Source organism: Streptomyces sp. TG1A-60, from assembly GCF_037201975.1.
Taxonomy (GTDB): Bacteria; Actinomycetota; Actinomycetes; order Streptomycetales; family Streptomycetaceae; genus Streptomyces.
This window is the reverse complement of sequence record NZ_CP147520.1, coordinates 7022708-7036324: the sequence shown is the minus strand read 5'-3', so window position 1 is coordinate 7036324 and position 13617 is coordinate 7022708. Positions and strand designations below refer to the sequence as shown.

Below are 13617 nucleotides of genomic sequence, written 5' to 3'. Positions count from 1 at the left end.
TCGGCAGCATACGGGGGCTGCGAGGACGGCCGGCATGACGATCCAGCGCACCCAACCGTCCGTCACCGCCGACGAGCGGACGATGCTCGAAGGCTGGCTCGACCATCACCGCGAGACCCTCGCGATCAAGTGCGAGGGTCTGGACGACGCCCGGCTGAGAACCGCCTCGGTACTGTCCCTGCTGGGCCTCGTCCGGCATATGGCGGAGGTCGAGCGCATCTGGTTCCGCAAGGTGCTGGTGGACGACGACCAGGGGCCGATCCACTTCAGCGAGGCGGACCCGGACGGGGAGTTCCATCTGACGGAGCGGGACACCTGGGAGAAGGCGTACGGCGCCTGGCAGGCGGAGATCGTGATCGCCCGGCGCAACGCGGACGGCTTCGCCCTGGACGACGTCGGCAAGGCCGTGCACAGGCTTGCGGGCGAGGCGCCGAGCCTGCGGTGGATCTACACGCACATGATCGAGGAGTACGCGCGGCACAACGGGCATGCCGACCTGATCCGGGAGCGGATCGACGGCGCCACCGGGTACTGAGCGCAGGCGGATCCCGGCGTACGGAGGCGATCACCGGGGCCCTCGCGTGGGGCGCACGGCGTTCGCAGTCGGGCCCCGACGTCACCCGTGTGGGGGCATCCTCCGCCCACCCCCTCCCCAAAGCGGCCCGGACACAGCAGAGTTGCGCGTGTGCATCGACCGACCACCACCGCAACGCTCCTGGTCACCGTGGCCGTCTCGGCCCTCGCCGGCTGTGTGACCACGCAACACCCGCCCCCGCCGGGGGCGTCGCCCACCCCGTCCCCGCCGTCCGAGCCCCGCCCGGACGGCACCACCGAGACACAGATCGTGCAGGCTCCGGCGCGGGAGGCACTGGAACTGATCGGCCCGCCCCGGGACCCCACGCCGAGCGCGTCCATGACGCCCGGGGCCGCCGCGTCGGCTCCCGCCGCCACACCCACGCCCAGCGCGCCCCCGCCCCCGGACGTGCGGCCGGCTCCGCCCGAGCGGCCGGCTCCGCCGCCCAGGTCCCGGCCCCACGTCGAGGTCCCACCCCTCCCCAGGACCGTCCCGACGGAACCGCCGAAGAACTCCGATGTGTGCGCGCTCGGCCACAAGTACGGCGGCTGGGGCAAGGACACCCCGCAGGCGGCCGTCTGCAAGGACGTGTACGGCCGTTGAGACGCCCCGCGCCTTGGCACGGGGCCTGGCCCGGCGCCAGTGCCGCGGCAGGCGATGTTCCCCCGTGAAGGAGCGGCGTCCGGTGCGTGCTCTCGGTGTGCCGGCCGGGCGTCCTCGTACTGGGCGTACTCGGGCTTTCGGCCGGTGCGGCGAGAGGGCGTGCCGGGCGTCGCGACGGGACGAACATTGCCGGTGGCGGCACTAGGACCGCTGTCCCGGCGGCCCCGGCGTGTCTCCCCCGGCCGGGTCCGCCCCGTCGAGCCGGGCCTCCAGTCGCGCCAGGGCGGTCCGGACGCCGTCGCCGTGGCTGCCGTCCCCCAGTGTGCCGAGCGCGGCGCGTGCCAGGCGCAGGTGGCTGCGGGCGGCGTCGTGGCGGGCGAGTCTGGCGTAGTCGGCGGCGAGGTTCAGGTGCAGCGAGGGGTAGAAGGCACGCACCGCGAGTTCGTCGCGGTGCCCCGCCGCCCGGCCGTCGGTCAGCTCACCGGCGGCCGACAACGCCCTGAGGTCCCAGGCCAGTTCGGCGTCCGGGTCGTCCTGGGTGTCGGCCATGTAGTGGGCCAGCGTGCAGCGGTGGAACGGGGCGCCGTCCTCTCCGATCTCCGCCCACAGCTTCAGGAGACGGTCCCGGGCCTCCTCGCGGTCACCCGCGTGGTGCAGCATGACCGCCTGCCCGATCCGGGTCGTGATCGCGTCCGGCGCCACCTGCTCCTGTCGCTCCACCACCGCGTCCTCCGCACTCCTCGCCCCTGTCCCACCTGTCCGTCCCGACGCTAACGGCAGGCACCACCGATCCCGGTCAGGCGGCTCCGTACGGCTGCCGGGGCGCCCCGGCAGCCGTACAGCGGGCAAGCCCGTAGCCGTACCCACGGGCAGACGGGTGAGAGTGGGTCGGAGGCAAATCAGCCGAGGTTCGGGATCGTCCAGTCGATCGGCTCGTGCCCCTGCCTCGCGACGGCCTCGTTGATCTGTGTGAACGGCTGCGAGCCGAAGAACTTCTTGGCGGACAGCGGCGAGGGGTGCGCGCCCTTCACCACCACGTGCCGCTCCTCGTCGATCAGCGGCAGCTTCTTCTGCGCGTAATTGCCCCACAGCACGAAGACCGCCGGGGCGGGGCGGTCGGCCACCGCGCGGATCACGGCGTCGGTGAACTTCTCCCAGCCCTTGCCCTTGTGCGAGTTGGCCTCACCGGAACGGACCGTGAGGACCGCGTTGAGCAGCAGCACACCCTGCTCGGCCCAGGGCATCAGATAGCCGTTGTCCGGGATCGGGGTGCCCAGCTCGGCCTGCATCTCCTTGTAGATGTTCCGCAGCGAGGGCGGGGTCTTCACGCCAGGCCGCACCGAGAAGCACAGACCGTGGCCCTGGCCCTCACCGTGGTACGGGTCCTGGCCGAGGATCAGCACCTTCACGTTCTCGTACGGCGTTGCGTCGAGTGCGGCGAAGACCTCCTCGCGCGGAGGGTGGACGGGACCCTTGGCACGCTCCTCCTCGACGAACCCGGCGAGTTCCTTGAAGTAGGGCTGCTGCAGCTCGTCCCCCAGGACCCCGCGCCAGGACTCGGGCAGCATGGCGATGTCGGTCACGTCAACGTCCTCCGGTGTGCGCTCACTTCACGGCCGCGGAACATACGGCCGTGGAGGGCCGCGTAGGACGCGGCCGTCGTCAGAGCACAGAACCTACCGGCGCCCACTGACAATCGGGCCCCTCCCCCGGAACTACCAGCTGGTCTTCCAGGACAGCTGCCACATCAGCATCATCGTCGCGGGGTCGATGACATGGTCCAGACCGGCGATCTCCTCGTTCGCGGCCGTGTACGCCTTGCCCTGCCACAGCGGGATCAGCCGGGCGTCGTCCACGAGGATCTGCTGGGCCTCCTCGAACTCCTCGGCGACGGCCCCGCGGTCGCTCTCGGCGCGCGACGCCGGGATCAGTTCGTCGGTGATCTCGGGGGCGTCGTACGGCGTGCCGAGCGCGTTCTGCTCGCCCACGAAGGGCGCGATGAAGTTGTCGGCGTCGTTGAAGTCCGGGTTCCAGCCACGCCCGAAGACCGGGTACTCGCCCTTCTGGTAGCCCTCCGAGTACGTCTTCCAGGGGCGGCTCTTCAGCGTGACCTCGAACAGACCGGACGCCTCCAGCTGCCGCTTTAGTTCCTCGAAGGCCGGCTTGGTCTGGGAACCGTAGCGGTCGGAGGTGTACCAGAGGGTGAGAGGAACCGTTTCGGTGATGCCCGCCTCGGTGAGGATGGCCTTCGCCTTGGTCGCGCTGGGGTTGCCGTAGTCGTCGAAGAAGCCCGTCGTGTGACCCACCAGACCCCGGGGGATCATGGAGTACAGCGGCTCGACGGTGTCCTTGTAGACGTTGTGGGCGAGCGCCGGGCGGTCGAGGACCTGGGCGACGGCCTTGCGGACCGCGGGGTTCTTGGCCCAGGTGTCCTTCGGGTTGAACACCAAATAGCTGATCTCGGTGGTGGGGTTCTCCACGATCTGGAGCCCCTCCTCGTCGTGGTTGGCCTGGATGTCCACGATGTCCTCAGCACCGAGACCACGATAGACGACCGAGATGTCCTTGCTCTTGAGAGCCTTGACCATCTCGTCCGACTGAGGGAAGTACCGGATCGTGACGCCGGAGTTCTTGCGCTCCGCGAGGCCCTTGTAGTTCCCGTTGCTCACCAGCTCGGCCTTCTCGCCCTCGGTGTAGGAGGCGAGGTTGTACGGCCCCGACCCGGTGATCTTCCCGTCCTCGCGGAGCTTGTCCGCCGGGTAGTCCGCGGGGTCCACGATCGACATGGCGGGCGTGGTGAGCACGAGGGGGAAGGTCGCGTCGGGCTGGCTGAGGTGGAAGACGACCTCACGGTCGCCCTTCGTCTGCACCCGGGAGAGGGTGCCCAGCAGACCGGCGGGTCCGCCGTTGACGTTGATCTTCATGATCCGGTCGAACGAGTGCTTGACGGCCCTGGCGTCCAGCGCGTGCCCGTTGGAGAACTTCAGTCCCTCGCGCAGCGTGCAGCTGTACATCGTGCTGGAGCTGTCCGTGAACTCGCACTTCTCGGCGGCGTCCGGCTCGGGCTCGGCACCGCCGGGGCTGTAGTTCAGCAGGGGCTGGAACACGTTGCGCATCAGTTCCCAGGAGCTGTCCCAGGCGGCGGCCGGGTCCAGGGTGCTCGGCGTACTGGTGGTCCCCACGACGATGGGGTCCGCGTCTCCGGCGGCGTCCGAGGAGAACACACCACACCCGGTCACCATGGATATGGACGCGATCACCGCGAGTGGCGGCAAGTATCGGTTCCGGTTGAACACGTGGATGCTCCTCGAAATGCCGTACCAAGAGTGGCCGAACGATACCGCAGGCCCCCGCGCCACTCCCGCCCGGCTGGCAGAGCCTCTGACCGGTCCGCCTGTGACGGCTGTGTCGAGTCGCTGTGAGGATCGCGGGCGGGCGCCGGAGGCCTGTGGTGAACCATGCACCGGCGCCCACCGCAGCGGGTCAGCCGACCCCGGCGTTGAGGAAGATGCCGCCGTCGACCACGAGGGTCTGTCCGGTGATCCAGTCGGACTGCTCGGAAGTGAGGAACGCGGCGGCGCCGCCGATGTCGGAGGGCACGCCCAGCCGGCCGAGCGGGTAGGACGCCGCGGCCTCCGCCTCCCGGCCCTCGTACAGGGCCTGCGCGAACTTCGTCTTCACCACGGCGGGCGCGATCGCGTTGGCCCGCACCCTCGGCGCGTACTCGTGCGCCAGCTGCAGGGTCAGGTTGATCATGGCGGCCTTACTGATGCCGTACGCGCCGATGAACGGCGACGCGGAGACACCGGCGACGGAGGCGATGTTGACGATCGCGCCGCCGTTGTCCTTCTGCCAGGCGTGCCAGGTCTTCTGCGCGAAGCCGAGGGCGGAGACGACGTTGGTCTCGAACACCTTGCGCGCCACGTTCAGGTCGAGGTCGGCGATGGGGCCGAACACCGGGTTCGTACCGGCGTTGTTGACCAGGAAGTCGACGCGCCCGAATGCCTCCATGGTGCGCTCGACGGCCTGCGCCTGGTGGGCCTCGTCGTGGGCCTTGCCGGCGACGCCGATGACGCGGTCGGCGCCGAGCTTCTCGACGGCCTCCTTGAGGGCGTCCTCGTTGCGGCCCGTGACGCACACCCGGTCGCCGCGCGCGACGAGGGCCTCGGCGATGCCGTGACCGATGCCGCGGCTGGCGCCGGTGATGAGGGCGACCTTGCCCGAAAGCTCGGGGAGTTCCACCGAAGTCATGTTCGATCCCCTAGTTGAGCGGTCCGCCGGCGACGTACAGCACCTGGCCGGAGACGAATCCGGCCTCCTCGCCCGTGAAGTACGCGATGGCACCCGCGATGTCCTCCGGCCTGCCGACGCGCTGCACGGGGATCTGCGTGGCCGCCGCGGCCTGGAAGTCCTCGAAGCCCATGCCGACCCGGGCCGCGGTGGCCGCGGTCATGTCGGTGACGATGAAACCGGGCGCGACGGCGTTGACGGTGACGCCGAACTTGCCGAGCTCGATGGCGAGGGTCTTGGTGAAGCCCTGCAGACCGGCCTTGGCGGCGGAGTAGTTGGCCTGACCGCGGTTGCCCAGCGCGGACGACGAGGACAGGTTCACGATCCGGCCGAACTTGGCCTCGACCATGTACTTCTGGACTGCCTTGGCCATCAGGAAGGCGCCGCGCAGATGCACGTTCATGACCGTGTCCCAGTCGGACGCGCTCATCTTGAACAACAGGTTGTCGCGGAGCACGCCGGCGTTGTTCACCAGGATCGTGGGGGCGCCCAGCTCCTCGGCGATCCGGGCGACGGCGGCCTCGACCTGGGCCTCGTCGGAGACGTCGCAGCCGACCGCGAGCGCCTTGCCGCCGGCGGCGGTGATCTTCTCCACGGCGTCCTTGCACGCGGCCTCGTCGAGGTCGATCACCGCGACGGCACGCCCCTCGGCGGCCAGTCGTACGGCGGTCGCGGCGCCGATGCCGCGCGCGCCACCGGTGACCACGGCCACACGCTGCTCAGTGGTGGACATTGCTGGTTCTCCTCGCCCTTGGGATGCGGCTCCTGCGGCGCCCCACTGGGTGAGCGACCGCTTAGTACCTTCAGCACACGTGACGCTAGAAGTCCTGGCACCCGGTGTCAACGCTCCACCAGGTGTGATCCCTGACGCCGGCCCTCCGGCGACCGTTCGAACAGGTCCGTGTCGGGTGTTCACCGGTCCGTCACTTCACCAGCAGAGCCAGCAGCCGCTCGGCCTCCGCCGCCGGATCCGCCGTGAGCCCCGTGTGCACGGGCCCCGCCTGGACGACCGTCGAACGGGGTGCGACGAGCCACCGGAACCGCCGCCCTGCGTCGTCGCGGGCGGCCTGACCCGCCGCCTCTCCCCCGACGCACACGCCCTCCACGGCGCGCAGCGCGGCGCGTACGCCGACCACGTCCGCCCCGGGGTCCAGGGCGAGCAGCTTGGCCTCGTCCAGGTGGGTGCGGGCGGCCACGAGGGCCCGGGAGCGGCTGTACACGAGGACGCCCGCGTTGACGCACTCGCCGCGCTCGATCCGGGGCACGACCCGCAGCAGCGCGTACTCGTAGACGTCCTGTCCGGTCGCCCCGGTGCCCAGGAAGCGGTCGCTCACCAGATCCCCTCGATACGTTCGTGAATGCCGGCGGCCCGCGCGAGCAGGGGCTCCGCGTACGCCCGCCGCAGCGCGTCCGGCGTCTCGAAGCCGGGCTCGTCCCTCAGCCACACGTCCGGGATCTCGGCGGTCACCTCGGCGAGCAGTTCCCCGGTGACCAGGGGCGCGAGCCCGGCGGCAGCCGCCGCGACATCGGGGCCGAAGCGCGCGAGGGCGTGGTCGCAGGCGTCGTAGGGCTTGGCGGCGGAGGTGCGGGCGCCGGGCCAGTGGTGGTGCCAGATCAGGGTGGCGCCGTGGTCGATGAGCCACAGCTCACCGTGCCACATCAACAGGTTGGGGTTGCGCCAGGAGCGGTCGACGTTGTTGATCAGCGCGTCGAACCAGAGGATCCGCCCGGCCTCCTCGGGGCTCACCTCGAACGCGAGCGGGTCGAAGCCGATCGCCCGGGTCAGGAAGTCCATCCCGAGGTTGGTGCCGCCACTGGACTTGATCAACTCCTGCACCCGTTCGTCCGGCTCGCCAAGACCCAGGACGGGGTCGAGGTCGACGGTCACAAGACCGGGCACCCGCAGACCGAGCCGCCGGGCCAGCTCACCGCAGACAACCTCCGCGACGAGCGTCTTGCGGCCCTGACCCGCGCCGCTGAACTTCAGGACGTACGTCCCGCGGTCGTCGGCCTCGACGAGCCCCGGCAACGAGCCGCCCTCACGCAACGGCGCGATGTACCGGGTCGCGCTGACTTCCTTGAGCATTGCCCCAGGCTACTGGCCGACAGCAGACCGACAGCTCCTCTTGACGCCGCTGTGATCCGGGACGCGTCAAGATATGGAACCTGTCTGAACGTTCAAGCACGGCCGCCTCGTATTCATGGGCGAAAGTGCGAACGCATCACCGGAAGGAATCGTCAGCATGACCAGCGAAACGATCAAACCCGCACACGAGCCGGCCCGTCGCACCGTCATGACCGCGGCCGGCGTGGCGGGGCTCGCCGTCGCGCTGACCGCGTGCGGGTCGGACGACGACTCGTCGAGCTCGGTCTCGTCCGGTTCCGACGCGGGCGACGACGCGAGCAGCGGCAGCGCGAGCGGCGGCGACGCGGCCGGCAAGGAGATCGCCAAGACCTCGGACATCCCCGAGGGAGGCGGCAAGATCTTCGAGAGTGAGGGCGTCGTCGTCACCCAGCCGGAGGCGGGCACCTACAAGGCCTTCTCCTCGGTGTGCACCCACCAGGGGTGTGCGGTGAAGTCGATCGCCGACGGCGTGATCAACTGCCCCTGCCACAACAGCAACTTCTCGATCACCGACGGCAGCGTGCAGAGCGGCCCGGCGACGAAGGCGCTGCCCGCCAAGGAGGTCAGCGTCTCAGGAGAGTCGATCATGCTGGCCTGACGTCGGTCGGGGCGCATGGGGTTGGACCGACGCTTGTTCGGACCCGACGCTTGCCAGGCGCCCTCCTCCCACCACTAGCCCTGTTCGAAACAGGCCAGCACCTCGTCCGTGGTCACGACCGTGGCGACCAACGCGAGGGTGTGGCGGGTCATCGCGGGGGTGTAGTCGGCAGGCACCCCCGCGATGGCGTCCCCGGGCACGACGACCGTGTAGCCGAGGTTCACCGCGTCGAACACGGCGTTCGGGACGGCCACGTTGGCCGAGACGCCGGTGACGATCAGCGTGCGGCACCCCAGGTTGCGCAGCAGCGCGTCCACGTCGGTGCCCGCCAGCGGGGACAGTCCGTGCAGCCGCCGCACGATCAGGTCTTCCTCGGCGACCTCGATGGGCGGCGCGACACATACGGCCGCGCTGCCGGTCAACTGCCGTACGGGCAGCCGCTCCGCCGCGCGGAACAGGCGGGCGTTGCGGTTGGCTCCCCGCCCGTCGGGACGCCGCTCGGCGATGGCGTGCAGCACCTGTACGCCATGCACATGAGCCGCGTCGACCAGCCGGGCCACTTGGGCCAGCGCCCCGGAGGAGCGGGCCTCCCGGGCGAGTTCGGGCAACGCGCCGTCCGGTCCGACGACGCCCCGTTGGCACTCGACGGTGAGCAGGACGGTGGTGGCGGGATCGAGAAGTCGGCCCAGCTCCCGGTGCCTCTTCGAATCACTCGCGTACGACGGCATGACGGCCCCCTCGGCGTCGGCGCTGGGGCGCGCGAGCGTATCGCCCCTTGCACATGGACGGAAGACGCCCGATGCTCTTCTGACGCCACGTCAGCGGAGGGGATCGCCATGACCGTCACTCAGCGCCGGGGCCGGAAGATCATGATGGAGCCCGCCGAACGGGACGCCTTCCTGAGCGCTCAGCGGACCTGCCGGGTGGCGACGGTCTCGGCCGGCGGGGCGCCGCACGTCAGCCCGCTCTGGTTCCTCTGGGACGGCACCTCGCTCTGGCTGTACTCGATCACCCGCAGCAAACGCTGGTCCGCGCTGCGCCGCGATCCGCGCGTCGCCGTCGTGGTCGACGCGGGCGGGGAGTACGGCGAACTGCGCGGCGTCGAGCTGTCCGGGAGCGTCGAGTTCATCGGCGAGGCGCCGCGCACGGGCGAGCCGCGCCCCGAACTCGTCGAGGTGGAACGGCTGTTCGCCCGCAAGAACTTCGGGATCGACGAGATGCCGCACGACGGCAGGCACGCCTGGCTGCGGCTGACGCCGGAGGCGATCGCGTCCTGGGACTTCCGCAAGCTGGGGTCGTAGGGTCAGCTCGACGTCCCGCACGCGGCCCCCGCCGCCCTGAGCGCCTCCACGGCGGCCCTGATCGACGGCCGCCGGTCGGCGTCCGCGCGCCACACCGCGTAGACGCTGCGGTGGACCCGGTGACGCACCGGCACGGTCCGCACACCGGTCGGCATCGGGTCGCGGCCGAGCCGGGGCGCGATGCACACGCCCAATCCGGCGGCGACGAGGGCGAGTTGGGTGTGGTGCTCGCCGGCTCGGTGGGCGATGTGGGGCTCAATGCCCTGGGCGCGCAGCGTGTAGAGCAGCCACTCGTGGCAGAACTCGCCCTCGGGCCAGACGACCCACGGCTCGTCGGCCAGCTCCCGCAGGTCGATGTCGTCCCGGCCGGCGAGCGGGTGCTCCTCGGGCAGCGCCACCTCCACCGGATCGTCGAGGATCGCGGCCCTGGCGAGCCCTTCTGGCACCGGCAGCGGCTTGTTGTACCAGTCGAGGACGACGGCGAGGTCGACATCGCCCCGGACCACCGCGTTGATCGCGCGCTCGGGTTCCAGCTCGCGTGAGCGGACGCGCAGCGCCGGATGGCCGTCCCGCAGCGCGCGGAAGACGGTGGGAAACAGCCCCCGGACGGCGGTGGGGAACGCGGCCAGCCGCAGCTCGCCGACGACCTGTCCCCGTTGCGCCTCCAGGTCCGACTGCGCCAGCTCGACCTGCGACAGGATGCGCGCGGCATGGTCGGCGAGCAGCCGCCCGGCGTCGGTGAGCCGCACACCGCGCCCGTTCTTGGCGAGGAGCCGCTGCCCCACCTCCCGCTCCAGCTTGGCCATCTGCTGTGAGACGGCCGAGGTCGTCACGTGCAGCCCTTCGGCGGCCCCGCTGACCGAGCCGTGCCGGGCGAGGGCGTCGAGGGTGCGCAGGCGCTCCAGGTTCAACATATAAGTGATACTACGCAATTCGGCTCACCAAATCTCATTTGTACTAAGAGATTGATCGGCTGCATCGTTGCCCGTATGACCACCGCCGCTTCCACCCGGGCCCCTGTCCGCGTCCCCGAAGGCCGCCGCGCCGGCGTCGACTGGCGGCTGCGCTTCGCCTTCCTCTCCCTCGTCTGGGGCTTCAGTTTTCTTCTGATCAAGGTGGGCACGGAGGCCTACGCGCCGTTCCACGTCACTTGCGGTCGGCTGCTGTTCGGCACACTGGTCCTCGCGGCGGCGATGGCGGTGAAGCGACAGCGACTGCCGCGCGGCGCCCGCACCTGGGGCCATCTCACGGTGGCGGCCTTCCTCCTCAACGCGCTGCCGTTCTCGCTCTTCGCCTACGCGGAGCTGACGATCCCGTCCACGCTGGCCGGCATCTGCAACGCGACCTCACCGCTGTGGGGCATGGCCCTCTCCCTGGTCGCGCTCTCGGAGGACCGCCCGACGCGGGTGCGGGTCGCGGGTCTCGGCCTCGGTTTCCTCGGCGTCCTCACCGTGCTCGGCGCCTGGCAGGGCTTCAGCGGCCTGGACGCCGAAGGCACCGCGATGGCCCTGGTGGCCTCCCTCAGCTACCCGGTCGGCTGGATCTACGTCCGCCGCACGCTGGCCGGCACCACCCACTCGCACCTCTCCCTCACCGGCGCCCAACTTCTGCTGGCCACCGCCCAACTGGGCTTTGTCACCCCGCTGTTCACTACTGCGCCGACCCATTTCCCGGTGCTGCCCCTGCTGGCGGTCGTCGCACTGGGCGCCCTCGGCACGGGTGTCGCCATGCTCCTCCAGTACGGTCTCGTCTCCGAGGTCGGCCCGACGACCGCCCAGATGGTCACCTACTTCATCCCGGTCATCGCCACCGCCGCGGGTGTCGCCCTCCTCGGCGAGTCCCTCACCTGGTCGACACCGGTCGGCGCGGCGATCGTCCTGACGGGCGCGGCCCTGACGCAGGTCAGGCCGCGCACATGAGCCGACGTCCCGTTGGCGTATGCGACCACTGATGTCGCACATGACCACCGACGTCGCACATCACCGCCGACGTCACACGTACCCGCCGCCCGCCGCCGGCCCGATCGCCGAGGCCACCGCGTCCGCCACCCGCCCGATCTCCTCCTTTGTGAGGGTGGAGACGGTGATCCGGACGCCCGGCGGGGCGCTCATCCGGAAGCGGGCGCCGGGCGCCACGGCCCAGCCGGCGTGCAGCAGCCGGGAGACCGCGCCGGTCTCGTCCGGGACCCGGATCCATACATTCATCCCGCTCACGCCGTGCGCCTCGACACCACGCTCCGCGAGCGCGCCGACCAGCGCGTCCCGCCGCCGCCCGTACGCCGCCGCCACGGCCGACGCGTCCACCGCGCCGCCGGACCACAGCCGTACGACGGCACGCTGCACCAGCCGGCTCACCCAACCCGGGCCCAGCCGCTGCCGTCCCCGTACCCGGTCGACGGTGGCGGCATCCCCGGTGAGCACGGCCAGCCGCAGGTCGGGGCCGTACGCCTTGGCGACCGACCGGACGAACGCCCAACTGTGCGTGACCCCGGCCAGCGGATGGAGCGGCTGCTCGACGATGCGGTAGCCGTGGTCGTCCTCGACGAGCAGGGTCTCCGGGTGTTCCCCCAGCACGGACCGCAGGGCGTCCGCGCGTGCGGCGCTCACGGCCGCGCCGGTCGGGTTCTGCGCCCGGTCGGTGACGATCAGGGCCCGCGCCCCGGCCTCCAGAGCCGCGCGCACGTCGTCGGCGAGCGGCCCTTCGTCGTCCACGCCGACCGGGATGACCCGCAGTCCGAGCGCCGGGACGAGGTCGAGCATGCTGCCCCACCCGGGGTCCTCGACGGCCACGGCGTCCCCTGGCTTGAGATGGACGGCCAGCACCCGCTCGATGGCGTCGAGGGACCCGGAAGTGACGGCGACCGGCCCGTCAGGCACCCCGTCGGCGTCCAGTTCGGCCCGCGTGATCCGCGCCAACTCGGGCTCCACAGCCCTCGATCCGTACAGCACGGGCTCGCGGTCGCCCTGCTCGGCGGCGGCGGCGAACACCTCCCCGAGGCGCGGCAGCAACGTCGTGTCGGGGTTGCCTTCGGCGAGGTCACGCACCCCCTCCGGCACATCCACCCGGATGCACTCGCGCCCGGTGGTCGCCGGCCGGGACCGCACCCGGCTCCCCCGTCGCCCGGAGGTTTCGATGACCCCGCGCTCGCGCAGCGTGCGGTAGGCAGCTGCCACGGTGTTCGGATTGACGTCGAGTCGCACCGCCAACGCCCGCATGGGAGGCAGCAGTTGCCCAGGTTCAAGCTCCCCGGCCCCCACCGCGCGCTCGACGCTCGCCGCGATCTCCGCTGCACGCCGCCCAGTGATCATGTATTCTCCTAGCACAAAGAAGATTATGCACTAGTGCAATGGAGAGCGCAAATGGCGGGGACTCCGCAGTCGACCACACCACAGCCCGCCGCCTACACCCCCACCGACCGCACCGTCCCCACCCGTTCCCCGCAACGGGCCTCGTACGACAAGGAGTCGGTGCACGCGATACTCGACGAGGGGTACGTCTGCCATCTGGGCTTCGTCCGCGAGGGCGCCCCGGTGGTACTGCCCACGCTGTACGGGCGGGTCGGCGAAACGCTCTACGTACACGGTTCGACGGGCTCGCGCCCGCTGCGGATGACGGGCCAGTCCGATGCCGGCCTCCCGGTCTGCCTGACGGTCACGCACGTGGACGCCCTGATCCTGGCCCGGTCCGGATTCCACCACTCGATCAACTACCGCTCGGTGGTGGTGCACGGCACCGCCCACCAGGTCACCGACCCGGAAGAGCGCCGGATCGCCCTGGACGCCCTCGTGGACCAGGTCGTCCCCGGCCGTTCACGGGACTCCCGGCCGGCCGACAACAAGGAGTCCGCCGCCACCGCCGTGATCCGCCTCGACCTGAACGAGGTCTCCGCCAAGACCCGTACCGGCGGTGTCAACGACGAACCGGAGGACCTCGTCCTCCCTCACTGGGCCGGTGTCCTCCCCCTCCGCAAGGGCTACGAGGCCCCGATCCCCGACCCGCTCCTGGCCCCCGGCACCGAACTCCCCGACTACCTCAAGACCCTGTGACTTCAGCGCACGAAGGGGCGCGGCGAACCGCGCGATCAGCCACGCACGGCCCGCGAACCCGCAAGTCCCGCAGGCCCGCG

General features: G+C 70.9%; 16 protein-coding genes. 6 read left to right on the top strand and 10 right to left on the bottom strand.

Going from position 1 to position 13617, the window contains the following annotated elements; genetic code table 11:
• Positions 1-34: 34 nt before the first annotated feature.
• Positions 35-535 carry a DinB family protein gene (locus tag WBG99_RS30860; protein ID WP_338899468.1) on the top strand — a complete coding sequence of 167 codons (501 nt, stop codon included), beginning with the start codon at positions 35-37 and terminating at the stop codon, positions 533-535.
• 150 nt (positions 536-685) lie between these two features.
• Entirely contained in the window at positions 686-1177 is a 492-nt protein-coding gene (locus WBG99_RS30855) for a hypothetical protein (RefSeq protein WP_338899467.1), read from the top strand.
• Positions 1178-1378: 201 nt separating this feature from the next.
• On the opposite strand, the gene WBG99_RS30850 is transcribed toward WBG99_RS30855, so the two are convergent.
• The 7 genes from WBG99_RS30850 to WBG99_RS30820 all read right to left on the bottom strand — a co-directional run bounded on the left by WBG99_RS30850 (position 1379) and on the right by WBG99_RS30820 (position 7553).
• Positions 1379-1900 carry a hypothetical protein gene (locus WBG99_RS30850; protein ID WP_338899466.1) on the bottom strand — a complete coding sequence of 174 codons (522 nt, stop codon included), beginning with the start codon at positions 1898-1900 and terminating at the stop codon, positions 1379-1381.
• 176 nt (positions 1901-2076) lie between these two features.
• Positions 2077-2760 carry a uracil-DNA glycosylase gene (locus tag WBG99_RS30845; RefSeq protein ID WP_338899465.1) on the bottom strand — a complete coding sequence of 228 codons (684 nt, stop codon included), beginning with the start codon at positions 2758-2760 and terminating at the stop codon, positions 2077-2079.
• A 132-nt stretch (positions 2761-2892) separates the two neighbouring features.
• Positions 2893-4473 (bottom strand): ABC transporter substrate-binding protein, encoded by a 1581-nt coding sequence (locus tag WBG99_RS30840; protein WP_338899464.1) that lies wholly within the window; start codon positions 4471-4473, stop codon positions 2893-2895.
• Positions 4474-4660: 187 nt separating this feature from the next.
• Positions 4661-5428, bottom strand: a complete 768-nt coding sequence (locus WBG99_RS30835) for an SDR family oxidoreductase (RefSeq protein ID WP_338899463.1) — start codon at positions 5426-5428, stop codon at positions 4661-4663.
• Positions 5429-5438: 10 nt separating this feature from the next.
• Positions 5439-6200 carry a 3-oxoacyl-ACP reductase FabG gene (gene fabG / locus WBG99_RS30830; RefSeq protein ID WP_338899462.1) on the bottom strand — a complete coding sequence of 254 codons (762 nt, stop codon included), beginning with the start codon at positions 6198-6200 and terminating at the stop codon, positions 5439-5441.
• A 190-nt stretch (positions 6201-6390) separates the two neighbouring features.
• Positions 6391-6801: a DUF3037 domain-containing protein gene (locus WBG99_RS30825; RefSeq protein ID WP_338899460.1), complete on the bottom strand. Its 411-nt coding sequence runs from the start codon at positions 6799-6801 to the stop codon at positions 6391-6393.
• Positions 6798-7553: a HipA family kinase gene (locus WBG99_RS30820; RefSeq protein ID WP_338899459.1), complete on the bottom strand. Its 756-nt coding sequence runs from the start codon at positions 7551-7553 to the stop codon at positions 6798-6800. Before WBG99_RS30820 ends, WBG99_RS30825 begins: the two co-directional genes overlap by 4 nt.
• Positions 7554-7710: 157 nt before the next feature.
• On the opposite strand from WBG99_RS30820, the gene WBG99_RS30815 reads away from it, so the two are divergent.
• Positions 7711-8190: a Rieske (2Fe-2S) protein gene (locus WBG99_RS30815; RefSeq protein WP_338899458.1), complete on the top strand. Its 480-nt coding sequence runs from the start codon at positions 7711-7713 to the stop codon at positions 8188-8190.
• A 74-nt stretch (positions 8191-8264) separates the two neighbouring features.
• On the opposite strand, the gene WBG99_RS30810 is transcribed toward WBG99_RS30815, so the two are convergent.
• A complete protein-coding gene (locus WBG99_RS30810) occupies positions 8265-8918 on the bottom strand; it encodes a cysteine hydrolase (RefSeq protein ID WP_338899457.1) in 654 nt (217 codons plus the stop codon).
• Positions 8919-9026: 108 nt separating this feature from the next.
• Between WBG99_RS30810 and WBG99_RS30805 the strand changes: the two genes are divergently transcribed.
• On the top strand, positions 9027-9491 hold the full coding sequence (locus WBG99_RS30805; RefSeq protein ID WP_338899456.1) for a pyridoxamine 5'-phosphate oxidase family protein: 465 nt from the start codon (positions 9027-9029) through the stop codon (positions 9489-9491).
• Positions 9492-9493: 2 nt separating this feature from the next.
• Here the strand turns inward: WBG99_RS30805 and WBG99_RS30800 are convergent, their stop codons facing one another.
• Positions 9494-10405: a LysR family transcriptional regulator gene (locus WBG99_RS30800; RefSeq protein WP_338899455.1), complete on the bottom strand. Its 912-nt coding sequence runs from the start codon at positions 10403-10405 to the stop codon at positions 9494-9496.
• Positions 10406-10480: 75 nt separating this feature from the next.
• On the opposite strand from WBG99_RS30800, the gene WBG99_RS30795 reads away from it, so the two are divergent.
• Positions 10481-11410, top strand: a complete 930-nt coding sequence (locus tag WBG99_RS30795; protein WP_338899454.1) for a DMT family transporter — start codon at positions 10481-10483, stop codon at positions 11408-11410.
• Positions 11411-11482: 72 nt separating this feature from the next.
• Here the strand turns inward: WBG99_RS30795 and WBG99_RS30790 are convergent, their stop codons facing one another.
• Positions 11483-12814, bottom strand: coding sequence for an aminotransferase class I/II-fold pyridoxal phosphate-dependent enzyme (locus tag WBG99_RS30790; protein ID WP_338899453.1), 1332 nt, complete (start codon positions 12812-12814; stop codon positions 11483-11485).
• A 36-nt stretch (positions 12815-12850) separates the two neighbouring features.
• On the opposite strand from WBG99_RS30790, the gene WBG99_RS30785 reads away from it, so the two are divergent.
• Positions 12851-13537: a pyridoxamine 5'-phosphate oxidase family protein gene (locus WBG99_RS30785; protein WP_338899452.1), complete on the top strand. Its 687-nt coding sequence runs from the start codon at positions 12851-12853 to the stop codon at positions 13535-13537.
• Positions 13538-13617 lie beyond the last annotated feature (80 nt).